The sequence below is a fragment of the Prochlorococcus sp. G4PB16 genome (assembly GCF_059772465.1).
On the sequence record NZ_CM186289.1, the window covers coordinates 172,168 to 192,815 of the forward strand.

A 20,648-nucleotide genomic window follows, 5' to 3' on the forward strand; every position below is an offset into this window, starting at 1 on the left:
CTAAATGAAGTCATGGTGAGATATTCTTTAAGTTTCTATTAAACAAAGAAATTTTAATTTTTTTCAATTATGAGTTTTGATATACAGTCCATAAGGAATATCGCAATAATTGCTCATGTTGATCATGGTAAGACAACTTTGGTTGATGCACTTTTAAATCAATCTGGTACTTTTCGCGATAACGAGGAAGTCCCAACTTGTGCGATGGATTCAAATGATTTGGAACGTGAAAGAGGTATAACAATTCTTTCGAAAAACACAGCTGTTACATATAACGACACCCGTATAAATATTGTTGATACTCCGGGTCACGCTGATTTTGGAGGCGAAGTCGAGAGGGTTTTGGGTATGGTAGATGGCTGTCTTCTTGTTGTTGATGCCAACGAGGGACCAATGCCACAAACTCGATTCGTTCTAAAAAAAGCTTTAGAGCAGGGCTTAAGGCCTATTGTTTTTGTGAATAAAATTGATCGTGCAAGAGTAGAACCTGAAACCGCCGTTGACAAGGTTTTAGATCTTTTTTTGGAATTAGGAGCTGATGATGATCAATGTGATTTTCCTTATTTATTTGGGAGTGGATTAGGTGGTTTTGCAAAGAATGAAGTCAAAAGTGAAAGTGATAATATGAAACCTTTATTTGAAGCAATTATTAGGCAAGTTCCTCCTCCTGTAGGTGATCAAAATAAGCCCTTACAATTACAAGTCACCACACTTGATTATTCAGATTTTTTAGGAACAATAATTATTGGAAGAGTACATAATGGTGTGATTAAAAATGGCCAAAGGACTTGTTTGATAAAAGAAGATGGAAGCTTAAAAAAAGGAAGGATTAATAAGCTATTGGGTTTTAAGGGATTAAAAAGAATTGAAATAGATGAAGCAAATGCTGGAGATATAGTTGCCTTAGCGGGATTTGAAGATGTTTCTATTGGAGAAACCGTAGCCTGTCCTGACGAACCAAAACCCCTACCTCTAATAAAGGTAGATGAGCCAACATTGCAGATGACTTTTGTTGTAAACGATTCTCCCTTTGCAGGGAAAGAGGGAAAGTTTGTAACCAGTCGTCAGTTGAAGGATCGCTTAAACAAAGAACTTCTTACGAACGTTGCATTAAGAGTCGAGGACACAGATTCACCTGATCGTTTTTCTGTTAGCGGAAGAGGAGAGTTACATCTAGGAATTCTCATAGAGACAATGCGAAGAGAGGGGTATGAATTTCAAGTTTCTCAACCACAAGTCATTTTTAGAACCATTGATGAAATTAAATGTGAACCAGTTGAGACCCTAGTCCTTGATGTCCCTGAAGCTTCTATTGGCGCTTGTATTGAAAGCCTTGGGGTGAGAAAAGGTGAAATGCAAAATATGGAAACGGGCACTGATCATCGAACTCAACTTGAATTTGTTATCCCATCAAGAGGCCTAATTGGATTTAGGGGTGAGTTTATTCGTGCAACAAGAGGTGAAGGTATTATGAGTCATTCGTTTTTTGAATACAGGCCATCAGTAGGAGATTTTGAACAAAGGAGAAATGGAGTCCTTATTTCATTTGAAGAGGGCGTAGCTACTTTCTATTCCTTGAAAAATGCAGAAGACCGTGGACAATTTTTTATTACTCCTGGAGCTAAAGTTTATAAAGGAATGATTATTGGAGAGAATAATCGCCCACAAGATCTTGAATTAAATATTTGCAAGGCTAAACAACTTACCAACATGAGATCAGCTGGTGCAGATGAATTAGATCAATTGCAATCTCCAATTGAAATGACATTAGAAAGAGCTCTTGAATATATTGGACCAGGGGAGATGTTGGAAGTTACTCCTGAATCTATAAGGCTGAGAAAAATTAATGCAAAGAAAAATTTGAAAAAATAATGACTTTTATAGATAAACAAGATGACTTATTTATAAATGATTCTCGTTTTGAAATTGGAATGAAATTATTTAATTCTTGTCAATGGTATAAATCTCATGATGTTTTTGAAGAGATATGGCATGAGACTGGGGGAGCTGATAGGCAATTAATACAAGGCATTTTGCAAGTAGCTGTTGCACAAGTTCATCTAGAAAATAGCAATTTAAATGGAGCGACGATACTTTACGGAGAAGCATTGGGTAGATTAAAAAGATTTCATTTAAGTAATTTTGGATTAGATATTGAAGGGCTTTCTAATTGCGTTTCAAGGAGATTGGAATTTCTACAAATTGGAAAGGACTTATCTTGTTGCAGCGTGCCTGTTCTCAGATTCCTTTAAAAATTTTGTTAAGTCTCTTACATTTTTGCTATTGAAAAAGAGATGATTTCATATTATTTTGCTTGTTTTCCTCTTTTTCTTAGCTTCAATTTGATCAATCCAAATTATATAGATCGACATTTTGCATAATCAAAATGGAATTTAAAAGAATCAATCAAATACAATTACCTGATCAGCGTTTTTATGAGATATTTTTACCTATTTTATTTATAATAATAGGTCTAATTGGAGCGTTTAATCATGCTCTTTGGAGAGATGAGATGCAAGGCTGGCTTGTGGCTTGGCAAAGCGATAACTTAATAGATTTATGGAAAAATAATGCACCATCTGGACATCCTATTCTCTGGTCATTACTAATTTATTTTTCGAAAAATATTACCGGCACGCCCATAAGCATGCAACTGATCCATTGGTTTTTAGGTAGTTCTGCGATTTTGATTTTTTGGAGATTTAGTCCTTTTAATGTAACGACTAAAGCTCTATTTACTTTTGGATATTTTCCTTTTTGGGAATATTTCTTTGTATGTCGTCATTATGTTATTGCAGAATTAATAATATTTACCTTTTGCTCTATTTATCATTTAAGAGATAAAACCTACATACCATTTTCTTTATGTATTGGCCTTTTGGCTAATACACAAGCTTTGTCCTGGTCATTAGCATTTTCTATTGGAATGACTCTCGTTTTGGATTGGTTCTTAAATCCTAATCAAAGAAAAAATTATAAAAGCAACAAAAATTGGATTCTTGATTTGACTTCTAGTATCGTTCTTTCTTCTACGCTATTGTGTTTTGGAGCTTTTAGTCTTCTTCAAGTAAAAGATTCAGTTAAGTTACTTTCTTCATTTGTAGATTTACGTCACTTTCTTAGAGTAATAGGACAGATTTTTGGAGGATATATGCTTATTATTCCTAATTCAAGTAGATTTTTTGATTTAGTTTTATGTGCCTTAATTACTTTGATTTTGCTTGTAAGTACAGTCACTTTTATTAAATTTTATCGTCCTGCATTGATTTACTTTTTTAGTGGGATTATATTTTTGTTTCTTTTCAACTATTTTTTATTTTTAGGTGATGGATCAAGACATTATGGATATTATTTTCTATTGATTATCTCCTCAGTATGGTTAGCACTATCTAATCAAGATCAGAAACTTATATTTTCTAATCACAAAAATTTATTCACTAAAGGTAATTTATTTCATTTCCCTAGATTACTTACCATTTGTTTAACTATACATTTGGTCGTTGGTATTAATATGGTTATCAATGATTTTCGAATACCTTATTCTAGTGGAAAGGAAACTGCTCAATATATTCAGAATAAAGGATGGGAGGATCTCCCAATATTTGCGACTAGAGATGTTGAAGTGGCAACAGTTTCTGGATACCTTGATAGAGAATTCTACTTGCCTGAATTGAATGGATTTGGAAGTTATGCTCAGTGGGCCAATCGAATTATATTAGACAGGAGTAATACAAAAACATTTGATGAAGTTCAAGTTTATTTAGATAAATTTCCTAATGTAAATAAATTATTACTACTTTTAAGTAATAGATCATCTATTAAGAATTTGGATCCAGGCGATGAGCCTCTTTACTTTGAAAAATTTAGAGTAATTGCTGATTCAAAATTTGAAAACTCATTTCATGATTCAGAGATGTTCTACTTGTATTGGGTTGAGAGAATTGTTGATTAACCTTATATATGAGAGCTATAGTTTATTATCAGATAATTCTTATGTATAAGCATCCCCCTGATAGGTTCTATTGAAATGACTCTACTTATTGAGAGTTTGGACTTAACCTTATCCAATAAAAATATTGTTAAAAACGTTAATTTAAATGTTAAACCAGGGGAGGTCGTTGGACTTTTGGGGCCAAATGGTGCGGGTAAAACTAGTACTTTTAATATGATCGTGGGTTTGATTAAGCCAAACAAAGGCAATATCTATTTGGAGGGAAATAGCATTAAAAATTTTTCGATGACAAAAAGAGTTCAATTAGGAATAGGTTATTTACCTCAGGAACCAAGTGTTTTTAGAAATCTTACAGTTATTGAGAATTTGGATATTGCGCTTTCTCAAGCTAAGTTATCAATTTCTTTATTTAGGAAAAAACGTGAAGAATTGATCGAGGAATTTAATTTGATCTCTTTCCTTGATCGTTTGGGACATCAACTTTCCGGTGGAGAAAGACGCAGATGTGAAGTAGCAAGAGCTTTAGCTGTGGGACGTTTAGGTCCGAAATTTTTACTTTTAGACGAGCCTTTTGCAGGGATTGATCCAATCGCTATTAATGATCTACAGAATTTGATTAGGAAATTAAAAAATAAAAACATAGGTATATTAATTACTGATCACAATGTTAGAGCGACATTGGCGATAACCGACAGATCTTATATTCTTAATAAAGGTGAAATTCTTGCAGATGGATCCTCAGATCAACTAACAAGGAATGAGGTTGTTAAGCAGAGTTATCTTGGAAATTCATTCGATTAAGCTATGTTTAACAGCATATCCTTATTATCTAGAGTTCAAAATTTAATAGAAAGAAAATTGAAAATAATTCCTTTGTTAGATAGATGGATACTTTTTGAATTACTGCCGCCTTTATTTTTTTCGATAGCCGCTTTTACCGTCGTTTCTCTTTCTGTAGGAGTTATTTTTGATTTAATTAGAAAAATAGTTGAGATAGGACTTCCTTTCTCTATTGCTGTTCAGATTCTATTGCTAAAACTACCTAGTTTTATTGTTATTTCTTTCCCTATGGCAATGTTGCTTTCAACTTTATTGGCTTATGGGAGTCTAAATGATAATAGTGAAATAAAGGCATTAAAAAGTATTGGCATATCAATATATAGACTGATTTTGCCAGGCTTAATCTTATCGATATTTATGTCATATATGACCTTTGTTTTTAATAATAATATTGTTCCAAGTACCAATAAGAATGCTGAAATAATTTTAGCAAATTCTTTAGGCAAATCTTTTACAAATGAACAGGGAGAAGATATTATCTTTTCAAAAAAAGGAGAAATTTTAGATCCATATTCAAGCTATAAAAAAAGAGGAGTTACTCACCTTTTTTATGCCTGGAAATTTATTGATGGACAGATGTTGGATGTCACAGTAATTGATTTTTCAAAATTGGGCTTTACTCAAATGCTCAAAGCAAAAAAAGGAATTTGGAATAGTGATAAAAATAATTGGGAATTTTTTGAAGGAGATATTTTGACACTCAGTCCTGATGGAAGTAATACAAGAACAAAATTCTTGAGTTTTTTATATCCATTAGGTACTGAACTTACAAATATTGCACAACTGCCAAAAGATGCTAATGATATGAATCTTGGAGAGGCGAATACGGCTATGGAGTTATATCAAAGTAGTGGAAATATTAAAGAAGCAAGAAGAATGAAAGTAAGAATTCAAGAAAAATTTACTTTGCCAATCGCTTGTTCAGTTTTTGCTTTGATTGGTTGTAGCTTTGGGGTAATGCAAAAAAAAGGAGGGGGTCGAAGTCAAAGTTTCGGTTTAAGTATTATTTTGATACTTATCTATTACATTTTGAGTTTTAGTTTTAGTTCTCTTGGAGTCAAAGGAATGATAAATCCTTTCTTTGCTGCTTGGTCTCCTGTTTTTTTGTCTATGTTAGGGGGAGGTTTCTTGTTGAAAAAGGCAAGCAAATGATCTGATCTTTCTAAATAATCTTTAGTTGCTTTTATCAATGGTTGATTTTCAGTTAAATAATTTCTCTTTTGACCCTGTTGTTTCTCTTGGGTTCGTAGCCTTTCTTTCCTTATTAATTGCTTTGCCTATTGCTTTTTGGTCAGTTGCTGGTAACAGTGATTCCTCAAAAGCTAGATTTTTAGTTGCCATTTCCAACCTTTTTCTAACTAGTCAATTGATTCTGAGATGGTGGCAATCGGGACATTTCCCAATTAGTAATCTCTATGAGTCTCTTTGCTTCTTGACTTGGGGGTGTACTTTGACTCAACTTTTCGTTGAACGAGCATGGCGCTCCCCAATAGTTTCTGCAGTGGCGACTCCTATCTCATTACTCTCAATAGGCTTTGCTAGCTTTGTTTTACCAGAGAATCTGCAAACTTCTGCTCCTTTAGTTCCAGCACTTCGCTCTAGTTGGTTGGTAATGCATGTGAGTGTAATTATGTGTTCCTACGCTGCATTACTAATAGGTTCGATTTTGTCTTTTGGTGTCTTTCTTGTTGATGGAACAAAGCAATTTAATATCCGTAATAGCTCCTTTGGCTCTGGTTCTTTTAGGCAAAGTTCTGAGCTATATTTTGATGACCGAAATGAGAACCTAAATTCAATACAGCCTGTTGAATTTACAAATGCTGAGCAACTTGACTCTTTAAGTTATAGATCAATAACTGCTGGTTTTTTATTGCTTACAGTAGGTCTTATTAGCGGTGCTGTTTGGGCTAATGAAGCTTGGGGTAGTTGGTGGAGTTGGGACCCTAAAGAGACCTGGGCTTTGATATGTTGGTTGGTTTATGCTGCTTATTTGCATACTAGGATAACAAGAGGATGGCAAGGTAAAAAGCCTGCATTAGTTGCTGTAGCAGGCTTTTTCGTTATTATTGTTTGCTATATTGGAGTCAATCTTCTTGGCGTTGGCTTGCACAGTTATGGTTGGTTTTTTGATAATTAATATTTTACTGGAAGTTGACTATTTCTCTACAATTATTCCATTCTGTGCATCATTAGCAATTTTTCTTAGTGCATCACAACCTTCTTTAAGTGTTGGGTAAGCAAACATACCACTTCCTGCTATGAAACAGTTTGCTCCAGCAGCGCAACATTGAGATAATGACCAATCTGCTTTTATTCCTCCATCAACTTCTATGTCTACGTTGTATCCATTTTCTAAAATTATTTTCCTTAATTGAGTGATTTTGTTGAGCATTGTTGGAATATAAGCTTGCCCGCCAAATCCAGGATTAACTGTCATTACTAGTACGTGATCAATCATATCAAGAACATCCTTAACCATATCCATTGGAGTATGAGGATTTAGGGCTACGGAGGGAGACCCGCCTAGCTGACGAATCCTTCCAAGAATTCGATGGAGATGAACATTAGCTTCAGCATGAGCAATTACAACTCCTGGCTCTCCGTCAGCACCCTTACTTGCTTCTACATATCCCTCAAGCATTGTTTCACAATTATATTGACTAACCATTAACTGAGTCTCAAATGGAACTTTGCAATACTTTCGACATGCGGAAATCATTTCTGGGCCGAATGTGAGATTTGGAACAAAGTTCCCATCCATAACATCAAATTGAATTCTGTCTACACCTGCCAATTCAAGATCTTTTACGCACTGGCCCATATTTGCCCAGTCTGCTGGCAAGACTGAAGGGATTATTTGAACTGGACGGTGCTCAGAAAAAATTGCTGACGAAATGGATTTGATCATTGTTTTTGTCTTTTGGCAGAGATTCTATTAATTCATGGTCATAAGTTCTAGTGTGACCATGCACTGATACAGTAATTGTCGCTTATCAACAGATAATAAGTTTTTTGTGAGTACTTTTTTCTGAGCATTTTTCAATGCCCTCAATTACTTACAATATTGTCTGCCTTAAGGCGTAAATTTCTTTACCTAGCTGCAAAAAGTGGATCGTACTCTCGTCCAAGAAATTCTTGAAGTAGTTGAGCAAGCTGCAATTGCTTCGGCTCAATTGACTGGTTTGGGTCAAAAAGATGAGGCTGATGCCGCAGCCGTCGAGGCAATGCGAAAGAGAATGGGAACGATTCAGATGCAAGGAAGAATCGTAATTGGAGAGGGAGAAAGAGATGAAGCTCCAATGCTTTATATCGGAGAAGAAGTTGGATCAGGAACAGGCCCTGGGGTTGATTTTGCTGTAGATCCATGCGAAGGGACAAATTTATGTGCTAACAGTCAGCGCGGATCTATGGCCGTTCTAGCAGCCTCAGATAGAGGAGGTTTGTTTAATGCTCCGGATTTTTATATGAATAAATTAGCTGCTCCACCAGCAGCTAAGGGCAAAGTTGATATAAGAAAGACACCTACAGAAAATATAAAAATCTTGAGTGATTGCCTTGGCATCGCAATAAGTGATTTAACTATTGTTGTTATGGATAGAGCTAGACACAAAAATTTAGTTTCTGAAATCAGATCCACTGGTGCCAGGATTCAACCTATCTCAGATGGAGATGTTCAAGCTGCAATAGCATGTGGCTTTGAGGGGACTGGAACACATTGCTTGATGGGTATTGGCGCTGCTCCTGAGGGTGTTATTTCTGCGGCGGCAATGAGGGCACTTGGAGGTCATTTTCAGGGACAACTTGTCTATGATCCGGCAATAGCTCAAACATCAGAATGGGCAGACTATACAAAAGAAGGAAATATTAAAAGATTGAATGAAATGGGAATTACTGATATTGACAAGATCTATGAAGCCAATGAACTTGCCTCCGGAGAAAATGTTGTTTTTGCTGGTGGCGGAATTACAGATGGATTGCTTTTTGATGGAGTTAAATTTGAAAAAGATTGCATCAGAACTAGTAGTCTTGTGATTAGTACGCTTGATCAAACAGCAAGATTTACCAATACTGTTCACATCAAAGATGGTGCTAAAAGCATCTCTTTGAAGTGATATTTAATTAAATGAAGTAAGGGGCAATTTATGCATATTGCTGTCGTCGGTCTTAGCCATCGCACGGCCCCAGTCGAAGTGCGTGAAAAGCTAAGTATCCCAGAAGAGATGGTTGAAAGATCATTTAATAATTTAAAGAAAATAGATCAAATATTAGAAGTTTCAATATTAAGTACATGTAACCGACTTGAAATTTACAGCCTAGTTAAGGATCCTGTATTAGGAATAGAAGCAATTAAATCTTTTCTTCTTGAATTTTCGGGACTAGAAGATGAAATTCTATTCCCACATTTATTTAATTTTGTCCAAGAAAAAGCAGTTTCTCATGTAATGAGGGTTTCTGCTGGATTGGATAGTTTGGTTTTAGGAGAGGGACAGATTCTTTCTCAAGTAAAAAAGATGGTGCGTCTTGGTCAAGATCATCAAAGTTTAGGTCCTATTTTAAATAGATTATTAACTCAGGCAGTAAGTACGGGTAAACGAGTAAGAAGCGAGACAAATCTTGGAACTGGAGCAGTTTCTATAAGTTCTGCCGCTGTAGAACTAGCACAATTAAAACTTGGTCAAGCGCATGGAAGAGATCAATTGATGACTTTAGAAACTGAAAAAGTCGCTGTTGTTGGCGCTGGAAGAATGAGTCGTTTGTTGCTTCAACATCTTCAATCAAAAGGATGTTGTTCACTAACTCTTCTAAATAGAACTAAAAAAAGGGCTGAGGAGCTGTCAGCAGCTTTCCCCGATATTAAAATTGACTGTCAATTAATTGATGAGCTTGATAGTTGCCTATCACTTAGTACTCTTGTATTTACAAGTACTGCTGCTAATGAGCCAATTATAGATGCAGAAAAATTGATAAATATCAACAGAAAACCTTTGCTTAGACTTATTGATATTGGAGTGCCAAGAAATATTTCTTCTGATGCAAAATCAGTTGCTGGGATTGAATCTCATGATGTTGATGACCTTCAAGAAGTAGTCTCAAGAAATCAAGAAGCAAGACAAAAGCTCGCTTTAGAAGCTGAAGGCTTGATAGAGGAAGAGTGTCGTATTTTTCTTGAATGGTGGGATAGTTTAGCGGCTGTTCCAACTATAAATTGTCTTAGATCTGGTTTAGAGTCAATCAGGAAAGAAGAACTTCAGAAGGCATTAAGCAGAATGGGGCCTGATTTTTCCGCTAGGGAAAGAAAAGTTGTAGAAGCTTTAAGCAAAGGGATTATAAACAAAATACTTCACACTCCAGTAACAAAATTAAGGGCCCCTCAATCAAGGAATGATCGCAGAGATGCTCTAGATGTGATTGAAAAACTTTTTAATCTCGATGTTTCTAGTTCTTTGAACAAGCAAAAAGACAGCTGAAATTATTATTTACTTTAGAAATTCTTACTACATATCACTTCTTTCTGGATTAAATAGCACTCTATCCAGTAGGTTTGCTCCGAATAGCCGATTAATAGTGCCTTCATGAAGAGAGTACTTGCCATAATTCTTGGCGGTGGAAAAGGATCACGCCTATATCCATTAACGAAAATGAGGGCAAAACCCGCTGTTCCATTAGCTGGAAAATATCGATTGATAGATATTCCTATAAGTAATTGCATAAATTCGGACATCAGCAAAATGTACGTTCTAACGCAATTCAATAGCGCTTCACTGAATAGGCATATTGCGCAAACTTATAATCTCAGCGGACCTTTTGGTCAAGGTTTTGTTGAGGTTTTAGCTGCTCAGCAAACACCAGAAACACCATCTTGGTTTGAGGGAACTGCTGATGCCGTCAGAAAATATCAATGGCTTTTTCAGGAGTGGGATGTTGATGAATATTTGATTCTCTCTGGAGATCAGCTTTATCGGATGGATTACAGTTTATTTGTTGAGCAACATAGAAAAACTGGAGCAGATTTAACTGTGGCAGCTTTACCAGTTGATTCAGCTCAAGCTGAAGCGTTTGGTTTGATGCGTACTGATGAATCAGGAAATATTAAAGAATTTCGTGAAAAACCAACTGGTGATTCATTGAAAGCAATGGCTGTAGATACTTCAAGGTTTGGATTGGAAGCAAATGAGGCAAAAGAAAAACCTTATTTGGCTTCTATGGGAATATATGTTTTTAGTCGTGCAACTCTTTTTGACTTATTAAATAAATTTCCTTCTTATACAGATTTTGGAAAAGAAATTATTCCTGAGGCTCTAGGTAGAGGCGATAAGCTTAAAAGTTATGTTTTTAATGATTATTGGGAAGATATTGGAACCATTGGTGCATTCTTTGAATCAAATTTAGCCTTAACTCAACAACCAACCCCTCCTTTTAGTTTTTATGATGAGAAATTTCCTATTTACACAAGGCCTAGATATTTGCCACCTTCAAAAATTGTAGATACACAAATAACTGATTCAATAGTTTCTGAAGGATCAATACTGAAATCTTGTAGCATTCACCATTGCGTATTGGGAGTAAGGAGTCGAATTGAAAGTGACGTTGTTCTCAATGAAACCTTAGTTATGGGATCTGATTTTTACGAATCTTATGAGGAGAGAATAGCTCTGAGAAATGGAGGGGGGATCCCATTAGGTGTTGGACAGGGAACAACTGTTAAAAGAGCAATTCTCGATAAAAATGCTCGAATAGGTGACAATGTCACAATAGTGAATAAAGACAATATTGAAGAAGCTGACCGTGCAGATCAAGGATTTTATATTCGTAATGGAATAGTTGTCATAGTCAAAAACGCCACAATTCCAGATGGAACTATTATTTGATTATTTTTTATTGTTCTAGAGATTTTTATAAGCCTAGTTTTTGCACGATTTTATTATCAAAGATTTATAAAAAGAATTCTTCATTCCTGACATTGACCTCTTTAATGCAGCGAAATGAGTCCTCACTCGTCACACTATTTCAAGTAGAAACTTATTAACTTAATGACCAAGGCACATTTTGGATTAGTCGGTCTTGGAGTGATGGGAGAGAACCTTGTTCTTAACGCAGAGCGAAATGGTTTTTCTAGTGTGGTCTATAACCGTACTTATCAAAAAACCGAAGATTTTCTTTTAGGTAGAGGACTAAATAAATCAATTCAAGGAGCAAAAGATCTTCAAGAATTTGTATCAAAGTTGGAACGTCCAAGAAGAGTTTTGATGATGGTTAAAGCCGGTGCGGCAACTGATGCTGTCATTAATCAAATTTCCCCTTTTCTCGAAGAAGGTGACTTGCTTATCGATGGCGGTAATGCCCAATTTATGGATACAGAAAGAAGAGTAAAAGAACTTGAGAGTAAGAGTTTTGGATACATCGGCATGGGTGTTTCAGGTGGTGCGAAGGGTGCATTGGAAGGGCCTAGCATGATGCCTGGCGGTACAAAGACCTCTTACGATGCTATTGAGAGCTTGTTGAATAAAATGGCAGCTCAGGTAGCAGACGGACCTTGTGTGACTTATATAGGCCCAGGGGGATCAGGACATTTTGTTAAGACAGTTCACAATGGAATTGAATATGGGATCGAGCAAATATTGGCCGAGGCCTATGACTTGATGAAAAGAGCCTGTGGGATGACTGGTGATGAAATGGCATCCGTTATGGGCTTTTGGAATCAAACTGAAGAACTTTCCTCCTATCTTGTTGAAATTACTGAGGCATGTTTACGAGTTAAGGATCCCGAAGATAGTTCCGATCTTGTTGAAAAGATAATGGATAAGGCGGGTCAAAAAGGTACTGGCTTATGGACAGTTGTTAGCGCACTTGAACTTGGAGCTTCTGTCCCAACTATCTATGCATCTTTGAATGGAAGGGTTATGAGCTCGATGAAAGATCAACGAAATTATGCAGAAACAATTTTGAATGGAAATACGCCTTCGTTGCTTGATTTTGGTAAGCCTTCTGATGGCATGCCTCTGCTAATGGATGCAGTTGTATTGGCTACAATAGCGAGCTATGCACAAGGTATGGACATTTTACGACTCGCTTCTGATGAATATAATTACGATCTAGATATGCCCTCCATAGCTCAAATATGGAAAGGTGGTTGCATAATAAGATCTACTCTTTTGAGTCGTATACAGGATGCATTTAAAAAAGATCCGAAGCTAAGCAATCTTATTCTAGATAGTTGGTTTACTGATCAAGTGAATAATCGTCTCTCAGGATTAACACAGGTGGTTTCTGCAGCTGCTAATGCTGGTATCCCAGTTCCTTGCTTAAGTAGTACACTTGATTATCTAAATAGTTTCAGAACTTCTAGACTCCCTCAAAACTTGGTCCAGGCAATGCGAGACTGCTTTGGTTCCCATACCTATGAGCGTGTAGACAAAGCCGGATCTTTCCATACTGAATGGATTGACTGATTTCAATGACTAAATATAAAATCCAAGTTTCAGATGAAAAAAGCTCTCTTGCTCTAGCCGCTTCTGATTTGATTGCTCAAGTTATTCAGTCAACCTTGAAAAATAAAACTAGGGCTAAAATTGCTCTTTGTGGAGGATCCACCCCAAAGGCTGCTTATACTTTATTAGGTAAAAAGAATATTGATTGGACGAAAGTCGATTTGTTTCTCGGAGACGAAAGATGGGTTGACCGTGGATCGCAAGAAAGTAATTGCTTTTTACTGAATAATTCATTGTTTATTGAAGGAAATCCTTCCCTAGAGGCATCATTCTTTAGTGTCGCAACTGTTGAATTGGCATCGCCAGAGGATAGTGCTAAAGATTATGAAAAAATTTTGAAGAACAATTTGGATGGGGATCCACCAAAATTTGATTTGATTTTATTGGGCTTGGGAGATGATGGTCATACTGCCTCCCTCTTCCCTGGCTCTGATGCATTATTGGAAAGAGATAGCCTAATAACTGTTGGCGAAGGTAAAGGTCATAAAAGAATTACCTTCACCAGTAAACTGCTCAGTTCAGCAGCTAATGTGATCTTCCTAATCAGTGGATCTGCTAAACAAACGGCCCTTAAACGTCTACTTGATCAATCAGAACCATGGGAGCGAACTCCTGCAAAATTAGTTGTACCAAGCTCTGAAATTATTATTCTTACTGATAAAGATGCTTACCCACCTTTCTAGTTAGATTATTGTATGAGTAGAGAAGTACTTTTAAATTGATTCCTGATTCACCACCGACTGAAATTTCAATTACTCCTCTCATACAGGGTTCAGAATTTTCAGATTGGAAATCTCTGAATGACACAATTATGGGTGGATCAAGTCTTGCAAATTGTCGTTCTTCAGAGAAAGGCTTATTTCTTGAGGGTAACTTGGTAGAAGAAGGGGGAGGCTTTGTTAGTTGCCGCTCTCCAGTTTTTGATAAACCTTTTGATCTTTCCAACTATTCTGGATTAATTCTTGACGTTGAAGGAGAAGGGAGAACTTTGAAATTTGCGATTGCTTGTGAAAAGAAACCTTTATCACTATCAAATCTTTTAAAAGGTGATATTCGCTGGGTTGCATCAATATCTACAAAGAAAAATGGAGCTAGTAGAATCAAAATACCTTTCAAAGATTTTGAACCGGCTCGTCGAGCAAAGCCTGTTCGACTTCCTCTCAGTTTTGATGCCACATGTATTAATCGATTTCAAATACTTCATTCAAAATTTGGCCAACCAGGCAAAATGAACTCAGGATTTTTTGCTGGTCCTATCAAAGTTTTAATTAAGTCAATTAGTGCTTACTCCTGATTTGAAAGATAGTTTGATAGCTGAAGTCGCCAAAGCTGCAGACCTTTGTATGAAGCCATATGTTCATTCTGTCTTTTTAGAAAATCAATTAAATGAGGATAATGAGCTTGATGATTTGATTTTTAAAATTCAATCTAGAAATATTGACGGCGAAAGAGAAGAATCTCTGGATATTGAACTTGAAGTGTATAAAAGTGGGAATGAGATAAATATGACTATATCTTGGAAATCTCTAATTGATAGACCAATACTATGGCAAGGGAAGCATGCCGTTTGGATGGATAGCTCTTCTGGTGTTCAATGCGACACACCTTCATATGGAAAACTTTTTGAGTCCCTTGCAAGAAGACTTAGGATGGTTTTTAAGACTTCATTGACATGAACTAAATTTGATCGGTTGTGGCTCCTTGGCTTGATGAACTTACTAATCTGGAATACTTTCCAAGAATGCCTGTCTTATATCTAGGCTTTGGTTTCTCCCAATTTTCTTTCCTTCTGGCTATTTCTCGGTCTTCGACATTCAATTGAATTAACAATTTATTAGCGTCAACGGTAATACTGTCTCCTTCCTCTACTAATCCAATCGTTCCTCCAACGGCTGCTTCTGGAGCAACATGGCCAACCACTAATCCATATGATCCACCACTAAATCTGCCGTCAGTAATTAGTGCAACTTTCTCTCCCAAGCCTTGACCCACAATTGCTGAAGTTGGAGATAGCATTTCCCTCATTCCTGGTCCTCCTACAGGCCCTTCATATCTAACGACTACTACATCTCCGGCTTTAACTTTATTGTCTAGAATTGCAGTTAAACATTCTTCTTCACTCTCGAAAACTCTTGCTGGCCCAGTTAAAACAGGGGTTTTCACCCCACTAATTTTCGCGACACTTCCTTCACTAGCTAAATTTCCTTTAAGAATAGCTAGATGTCCTTTTTTATATATAGGGTTTGATATTGGTCTGATAACATTTTGATTCTCTTTGGGCTTTGAGGGGATATCACTGAGAACTTCTTCAATTGTTCTACCTTCAATAGTTTTGCATTCACCATGGAGCATTCCTGCGTCAAGGAGTAATTTCATTACTTGAGGTATGCCCCCAGCTTGATGTAAGTCAACAGTTACGTATTTACCGCTTGGCTTGAGGTCGCAAATCACAGGAACAGTTTGTCTTATACGTTCGAAGTCATCGATTGTTAAATCAACTCCTGCAGTTCTCGCAATGGCAAGTAAGTGAAGGACAGAATTTGTTGAGCCTCCAACAGCCATGATCACACTGATTGCATTCTCAAAGGCTTTTTTTGTGAGTAAATCTAATGGTCTTATGTTGTCCTTAACTGCATTGACAAGCACCTGAGCACTTTTAGCAGCGCTTTCTGCTTTTTCATCATCTACAGCTGCCATTGTTGAACTATATGGCAAACTAAAACCCATTGTTTCAATTGCTGCAGACATGGTGTTTGCAGTAAACATGCCACCACAACTACCTGGACCTGGTATGGCATTTTTTTCTACGGCCATTAAACGTTCTTCATCGATTTTTCCACTTGTTAATTGTCCGACAGCTTCAAAAGAACTAACTACGGTTAGGTCGCAACCATCTAATTTCCCAGGCTTAATTGTTCCTCCATATACAAAAATTGAGGGTATATTCATTCTTGCCATTGATAACATTGCGCCAGGCATATTTTTGTCGCATCCACCGATTGCTAATACACCATCCATGCTTTGAGCATTGCAAGCTGTCTCAATAGCGTCTGCAATAACTTCTCTTGAAACTAATGAATATTTCATTCCTTCAGTTCCCATAGAGATGCCGTCACTAACAGTTATGGTCCCGAATGTTTGAGGCATTGCACCAGCCTCTTTTAAAGCAGCCTCTGCTCTATTAGCAAGATCCATTAATCCCATATTGCATGGGGTTATTGTGCTATGACCATTAGCTATTCCAATGATTGGCTTGTTAAAGTCATTATCATCAAACCCAACAGCTCTTAGCATTGCTCTGTTTGGTGACCGTTGAATACCTTGTGTTATTGCATTTGATCTAAGCATTTGATTTCTATTTTATTGTTAAAAAAATTAGAATTAATTCGAAGATCCCAGGTCTTCTAATTGTTTACGCACGTCCGCTATGGCCGAATTAAGCTGTTCAACACGTTGCTCGAGGTGCTCATTACTTTGATTCCCTAGAGTATTTGATTCTAATTCAGTTGCCTCAGAGCCATCTTGAATTCTTGGTGCATAAAGCATTGCTTTTTGCTTTCTGGTTTCTTGCCTTTTTTCGGCTTCAGAAAGTAACCACCAAGCTAGACCAGCAGCTCCTAGTACGGCACCACTAATTAATGATGCCAAACTTCCTGAATTTGAATCTCGGTATTGGCTCATAACTTTGAATGACTTCTTTAAATGCTAGTCCGATGAGGTGACTCTGGTTTTGATACGTAATGATGGATCACCAATCCCAGGTGATAGTTCACGTTCTGATATTAATTCAGGATCTATACAAGCACAATATATATTCAAATCTTGAATATTTTCGCCGATTTCTTTAAGCCCATGATTGGCTGCTAATACTGTAATCACTCTTATCCTTCTTGCATCAATTTTTTTATCTTTAAGATGATTTAAATCTTTTAAAAGTTTTTTACCAGTTGTTATTTGATCTATGTAAAAAATAATTCCTGCATTTTCCTCTATTTCTTTAGGTAGCCCGCCAATACATAAATTTGAATTCGGAATTAAATTTCTCGCACCTCTAAATAGCTCAAGCCCTGCAGGCAAATATGGAATTGCCAAAATAGGAATATTTGGATCAATAATTGAGCATTCAGTTGTTACTGTTGAAGTAGTGACCTGCTCTTTTTTGCTTGGGATCCAATCTCTCAGAGCTTCATACGTGAGCCAGGTACCAAGTTGCTCTAATCCTGTTGCATAAAGAATTTCTGGGGTACTAGGGTTCCTTAAAATAGTTAACCAATGTGATATGAGTGGGTGCGGAGGAACTATTACTCTTAAGCTCATTGACATGATTCATTCTTGGCCTTATTTGCCATAACGTGAATAATTAAATTACCTGTTAAAAGTCCTTTTAAGCTCCAATGAACAAAAAAACTTCTTCCATCTCTGATTTTAAAGCAATTGTTTTTGCTGTATTACTTACCTTTGTTTTTATATTCCCTGCTCAAAGTGTGTTTGCTAGAACGCCTGCTGAGATTCGCAATCAAGAAGAACTTAATATTACCCAAGATATGTCTAGCCAGGACTTAAGTGGAAATGATTTCGTAAAACTAGATCTGAAAGGAATAAATTTTAGTGAATCAAACCTTACTGGAGCAGTTTTTAATAACAGTAAATTAAATGGTGCAGATTTGCATGGTGCGCAGCTAAATGACGCATTGGCATATGCAACTGATTTTGAAGGGGCGGACTTAAGGGATGTCGACTTCAATGGTGCATTATTAATGGAAAGTACTTTCACAGATGCACTTATAGAAGGAGCTGATTTTACTGATGCGGTAATAAGTCGAATACAGCAAAAAGAATTATGTTCTATGGCTTCTGGAGCAAATTCAAAGACCGGGGAAGACACCAGCTATAGTCTTGGTTGCTAACATTTTGAAAAAATAAAAATGAGTGATAGTCGTCTACCCGTTACGGTAGTTACAGGATTCTTAGGTTCTGGTAAAACAACACTCTTGAGACATCTCTTAAGAGAAGGTCATCAACGTATAGCTGTAGTCGTTAATGAATTTGGAACAGTAGGCTTAGATGGAGACCTTCTTAAAAACTGTGGTTTTTGCCCTGATGATGAAGTAGATGAAAGAATAGTTGAATTGAATAATGGCTGTTTATGTTGCACTGTTCAAGAGGACTTCCTACCTGCAATGGAAGCTTTGCTCCTTAGATCAAATCAGCTTGATGGAATCATTATTGAAACTAGTGGCCTTGCTTTGCCCAAGCCTTTACTGCTGGCTCTTAATTGGCCTGCAATAAGAGGTAAGGTTTTTATTAATGGAGTAGTAACGTTAGTTGATGGATATGCACTTTCAAATGGAAGTCCTGTAGGTGATTTAAAAAGAATTAATGAACAAATAACAAAAGATAATAGTATTGGCCATTTAACTCCAATAAATGAGCTTTTTAGAGACCAATTGAATTCTGCTGATCTCATTCTGATTAGTAGGTCTGATTTGCTCTCTGCAAAAGATTTTTCATTGGTTAGTGATGAGGTGAAAAAGCAAGGAATTCAAACTACTAATATTCTGCCAATATCTAATGGGGAAATTGAACCTTCATTAATTCTCGGTCTCAGCAATGAACAAAATAATATTTCCAGTCTTAATCAAAATGACCATGACCATGACCATGACCATGACCATGACCATGTTGATGTAATTAGTGAGCATTTAAGATTTGAATTCCCAATTGAGCAAAATGTTTTAAGAGAAATACTTGTAAAACTTGTTCCTGAATATCAAATCCTTCGGTTAAAAGGTAGATGCTGGATCGAGGGTAAAGCTTTGCCTCTTCAGATCCAAATGGTTGGATCTAGATTTAATTCATGGTTTGAGAGCGCAAATCATGATTCCTGGAAACCTTCTAATGCTGGGATTGATTTAGTCTCTTTGAGTCTAAAAGGGGGAGTTGAAAAGGCTTTTAAATCCTCTTTAAATAAATAGGTTCTAATTATTATATTTATATTAAAAATAGGTTGTTTTTTTTTTTTATCCGCGATTCTTTGTGAGTTAGGAGATAATTCTCTTATCTCAATTTATTAATAGTTTCTAATCGGACTTTTTTCGTGAGTCAAGCAGTTACCACCACCGTGAAAAATAATTTTCAGAGTATTTCGAATACTTTGAAGATGAAGACCTGCAATAAATGTGGGGGTAATGGTTACATGAAATCTAGCCCCAATTGTTATCACACTTGTCTTACATGCTTAGGTAAAGGATTAATAAGTAAACAAAGAGAAAATATCAATTAGAAATTTATCAAATATTATCTAGAATAAGTTCTAACCTTCTTTCTTAGGTTAACCAAGGAAAAGTAAGTTCCATTTTTTTTTTTTAAAGTGTCTTTATTTAAAGCAAGAGTTTTTGTTCATTTAAGACCTTCTGTTTTGGATCCGGCGGGAGAAGCTACTAGGTCAGCTACTAAGAGATTAGGAATAGATGGAGTTACTCAATTAAGAATTGGTAAATCTATTGAACTTGAGATCGAAGCTGCAAATAAGGAAGATGCCCGATCTAAGATTGAGCTAATGAGTGATCGATTGCTCGCAAACCCCGTAATAGAGGATTGGACTTTGGAATTTAAGGACGAACAGAAAGCTCTCATAAACTAAAAAAATGAATATTGGAATAATTGTTTTTCCTGGATCGAACTGCGACAGGGATGTTAGGTGGGCTACTGAAGGATGCTTAGGAATTTCTACAAGTTTTCTTTGGCATGAAACCACCGATTTAAATGGTTATGACGCAATTGTCATTCCAGGGGGATTTAGTTATGGAGATTATTTACGTTGTGGCGCAATAGCAAGATTTGCACCTGTTTTAAATTCTTTAATCTCTTTTGTTGATAAAGGTGGAAAAGTTCTTGGTATTTGCAATGGGTTTCAAATACTTACTGAACTTGGTCTTTTGCAAGGAGCTTTGACAAGAAATAAGAATCTTCATTTTATTTGTGATAGAGCAAATTTATCTATTGCAAGTACTAAATCATTTTGGATGAAAAACTATAAAAAACATGATTCCATATCACTTCCTATTGCTCATGGAGAGGGAAGATATCAATGCAGTCATGACGTTTTGAAAAAATTGCAGGATGATGATTCGGTAGCTCTTAGATACGCAGATAATCCAAATGGATCAATCCATGACATAGCTGGAATAACAAATAAAAAGGGTAATGTTTTGGGGATGATGCCACATCCTGAAAGAGCTTGTGATGATGCTTTAGGTGATATTGATGGTAAATCAATTTTAAGTACACTTCTTTCTTAAATTTAAAATCAATGTATTAAAAAAGCTGCTATCCAGAAGAGAGATAGCAGCTTTTTTTAGCTTATT

At 36.3% G+C, this 20,648-nt stretch carries 21 protein-coding genes; 17 read left to right on the plus strand and 4 right to left on the minus strand.

The window, feature by feature from the left end; genetic code table 11:
- The first annotated feature begins 69 nt into the window (after window positions 1-69).
- The 6 genes from typA (at window position 70) to ccsB (ending at window position 6,929) form a co-directional block, all read left to right on the plus strand.
- Window positions 70-1,872, plus strand: a complete 1,803-nt coding sequence (gene typA / locus AC6EIZ_RS00890; RefSeq protein WP_498511568.1) for a translational GTPase TypA — start codon at window positions 70-72, stop codon at window positions 1,870-1,872.
- On the plus strand, window positions 1,872-2,252 hold the full coding sequence (locus AC6EIZ_RS00895) for a DUF309 domain-containing protein (RefSeq protein WP_498511570.1): 381 nt from the start codon (window positions 1,872-1,874) through the stop codon (window positions 2,250-2,252). The genes typA and AC6EIZ_RS00895 overlap by 1 nt, the downstream gene beginning before the upstream one ends.
- 134 nt (window positions 2,253-2,386) lie before the next feature.
- The gene (locus AC6EIZ_RS00900; protein ID WP_498511572.1) at window positions 2,387-3,952 is read left to right on the plus strand and encodes a hypothetical protein; all 1,566 of its coding nucleotides are present in this window, start codon (window positions 2,387-2,389) and stop codon (window positions 3,950-3,952) included.
- Between the two features lie 75 nt (window positions 3,953-4,027).
- On the plus strand, window positions 4,028-4,753 hold the full coding sequence (gene lptB, locus AC6EIZ_RS00905; RefSeq protein ID WP_498511574.1) for an LPS export ABC transporter ATP-binding protein: 726 nt from the start codon (window positions 4,028-4,030) through the stop codon (window positions 4,751-4,753).
- Window positions 4,754-4,756: 3 nt separating this feature from the next.
- Window positions 4,757-5,944 (plus strand): LptF/LptG family permease, encoded by a 1,188-nt coding sequence (locus AC6EIZ_RS00910; RefSeq protein ID WP_498511576.1) that lies wholly within the window; start codon window positions 4,757-4,759, stop codon window positions 5,942-5,944.
- 37 nt (window positions 5,945-5,981) lie between these two features.
- Entirely contained in the window at window positions 5,982-6,929 is a 948-nt protein-coding gene (gene ccsB, locus AC6EIZ_RS00915; protein WP_498511578.1) for a c-type cytochrome biogenesis protein CcsB, read from the plus strand.
- A gap of 18 nt (window positions 6,930-6,947) precedes the next feature.
- On the opposite strand, the gene rpe is transcribed toward ccsB, so the two are convergent.
- Window positions 6,948-7,700 carry a ribulose-phosphate 3-epimerase gene (rpe, locus tag AC6EIZ_RS00920; protein WP_498511581.1) on the minus strand — a complete coding sequence of 251 codons (753 nt, stop codon included), beginning with the start codon at window positions 7,698-7,700 and terminating at the stop codon, window positions 6,948-6,950.
- A 199-nt stretch (window positions 7,701-7,899) separates the two neighbouring features.
- Here rpe and glpX point away from each other — a divergent pair, with 199 nt between their 5' ends.
- From glpX to AC6EIZ_RS00955, 7 genes are all read left to right on the plus strand, one after another.
- The gene (glpX, locus tag AC6EIZ_RS00925) at window positions 7,900-8,904 is read left to right on the plus strand and encodes a class II fructose-bisphosphatase (RefSeq protein ID WP_498511583.1); all 1,005 of its coding nucleotides are present in this window, start codon (window positions 7,900-7,902) and stop codon (window positions 8,902-8,904) included.
- A 30-nt stretch (window positions 8,905-8,934) separates the two neighbouring features.
- Entirely contained in the window at window positions 8,935-10,260 is a 1,326-nt protein-coding gene (locus tag AC6EIZ_RS00930; RefSeq protein ID WP_498511585.1) for a glutamyl-tRNA reductase, read from the plus strand.
- A gap of 105 nt (window positions 10,261-10,365) precedes the next feature.
- A complete protein-coding gene (locus tag AC6EIZ_RS00935; protein ID WP_498511587.1) occupies window positions 10,366-11,661 on the plus strand; it encodes a glucose-1-phosphate adenylyltransferase in 1,296 nt (431 codons plus the stop codon).
- A gap of 162 nt (window positions 11,662-11,823) precedes the next feature.
- Window positions 11,824-13,242: an NADP-dependent phosphogluconate dehydrogenase gene (gnd, locus tag AC6EIZ_RS00940; RefSeq protein WP_498511589.1), complete on the plus strand. Its 1,419-nt coding sequence runs from the start codon at window positions 11,824-11,826 to the stop codon at window positions 13,240-13,242.
- A 5-nt stretch (window positions 13,243-13,247) separates the two neighbouring features.
- Window positions 13,248-13,964 carry a 6-phosphogluconolactonase gene (gene pgl, locus AC6EIZ_RS00945; RefSeq protein ID WP_498511591.1) on the plus strand — a complete coding sequence of 239 codons (717 nt, stop codon included), beginning with the start codon at window positions 13,248-13,250 and terminating at the stop codon, window positions 13,962-13,964.
- Between the two features lie 35 nt (window positions 13,965-13,999).
- The gene (locus AC6EIZ_RS00950; protein ID WP_498511593.1) at window positions 14,000-14,575 is read left to right on the plus strand and encodes a CIA30 family protein; all 576 of its coding nucleotides are present in this window, start codon (window positions 14,000-14,002) and stop codon (window positions 14,573-14,575) included.
- A complete protein-coding gene (locus AC6EIZ_RS00955; protein ID WP_498511595.1) occupies window positions 14,562-14,957 on the plus strand; it encodes a DUF8659 family protein in 396 nt (131 codons plus the stop codon). The genes AC6EIZ_RS00950 and AC6EIZ_RS00955 overlap by 14 nt, the downstream gene beginning before the upstream one ends.
- A 1-nt stretch (window position 14,958) precedes the next feature.
- Here the strand turns inward: AC6EIZ_RS00955 and ilvD are convergent, their stop codons facing one another.
- Genes ilvD through AC6EIZ_RS00970 form a run of 3 tightly spaced genes read right to left on the minus strand, consistent with a single transcriptional unit; the run spans window position 14,959 to window position 17,604 of the window.
- On the minus strand, window positions 14,959-16,629 hold the full coding sequence (gene ilvD / locus AC6EIZ_RS00960) for a dihydroxy-acid dehydratase (RefSeq protein ID WP_498511597.1): 1,671 nt from the start codon (window positions 16,627-16,629) through the stop codon (window positions 14,959-14,961).
- Between the two features lie 33 nt (window positions 16,630-16,662).
- Complete coding sequence (locus tag AC6EIZ_RS00965) at window positions 16,663-16,962, minus strand: hypothetical protein (protein WP_413682570.1); 300 nt, start codon at window positions 16,960-16,962, stop codon at window positions 16,663-16,665.
- A gap of 24 nt (window positions 16,963-16,986) precedes the next feature.
- The gene (locus AC6EIZ_RS00970) at window positions 16,987-17,604 is read right to left on the minus strand and encodes a uracil phosphoribosyltransferase (protein ID WP_498511600.1); all 618 of its coding nucleotides are present in this window, start codon (window positions 17,602-17,604) and stop codon (window positions 16,987-16,989) included.
- A gap of 71 nt (window positions 17,605-17,675) precedes the next feature.
- On the opposite strand from AC6EIZ_RS00970, the gene AC6EIZ_RS00975 reads away from it, so the two are divergent.
- The 4 genes from AC6EIZ_RS00975 to purQ all read left to right on the plus strand — a co-directional run bounded on the left by AC6EIZ_RS00975 (window position 17,676) and on the right by purQ (window position 20,582).
- A complete protein-coding gene (locus AC6EIZ_RS00975; RefSeq protein WP_498511602.1) occupies window positions 17,676-18,188 on the plus strand; it encodes a pentapeptide repeat-containing protein in 513 nt (170 codons plus the stop codon).
- 18 nt (window positions 18,189-18,206) lie between these two features.
- Entirely contained in the window at window positions 18,207-19,256 is a 1,050-nt protein-coding gene (locus AC6EIZ_RS00980; RefSeq protein WP_498511604.1) for a GTP-binding protein, read from the plus strand.
- A gap of 395 nt (window positions 19,257-19,651) precedes the next feature.
- Window positions 19,652-19,924, plus strand: coding sequence for a phosphoribosylformylglycinamidine synthase subunit PurS (gene purS, locus AC6EIZ_RS00985; RefSeq protein WP_498511606.1), 273 nt, complete (start codon window positions 19,652-19,654; stop codon window positions 19,922-19,924).
- Between the two features lie 4 nt (window positions 19,925-19,928).
- Window positions 19,929-20,582 carry a phosphoribosylformylglycinamidine synthase subunit PurQ gene (purQ, locus tag AC6EIZ_RS00990; protein WP_498511608.1) on the plus strand — a complete coding sequence of 218 codons (654 nt, stop codon included), beginning with the start codon at window positions 19,929-19,931 and terminating at the stop codon, window positions 20,580-20,582.
- Window positions 20,583-20,648: the final 66 nt, after the last annotated feature.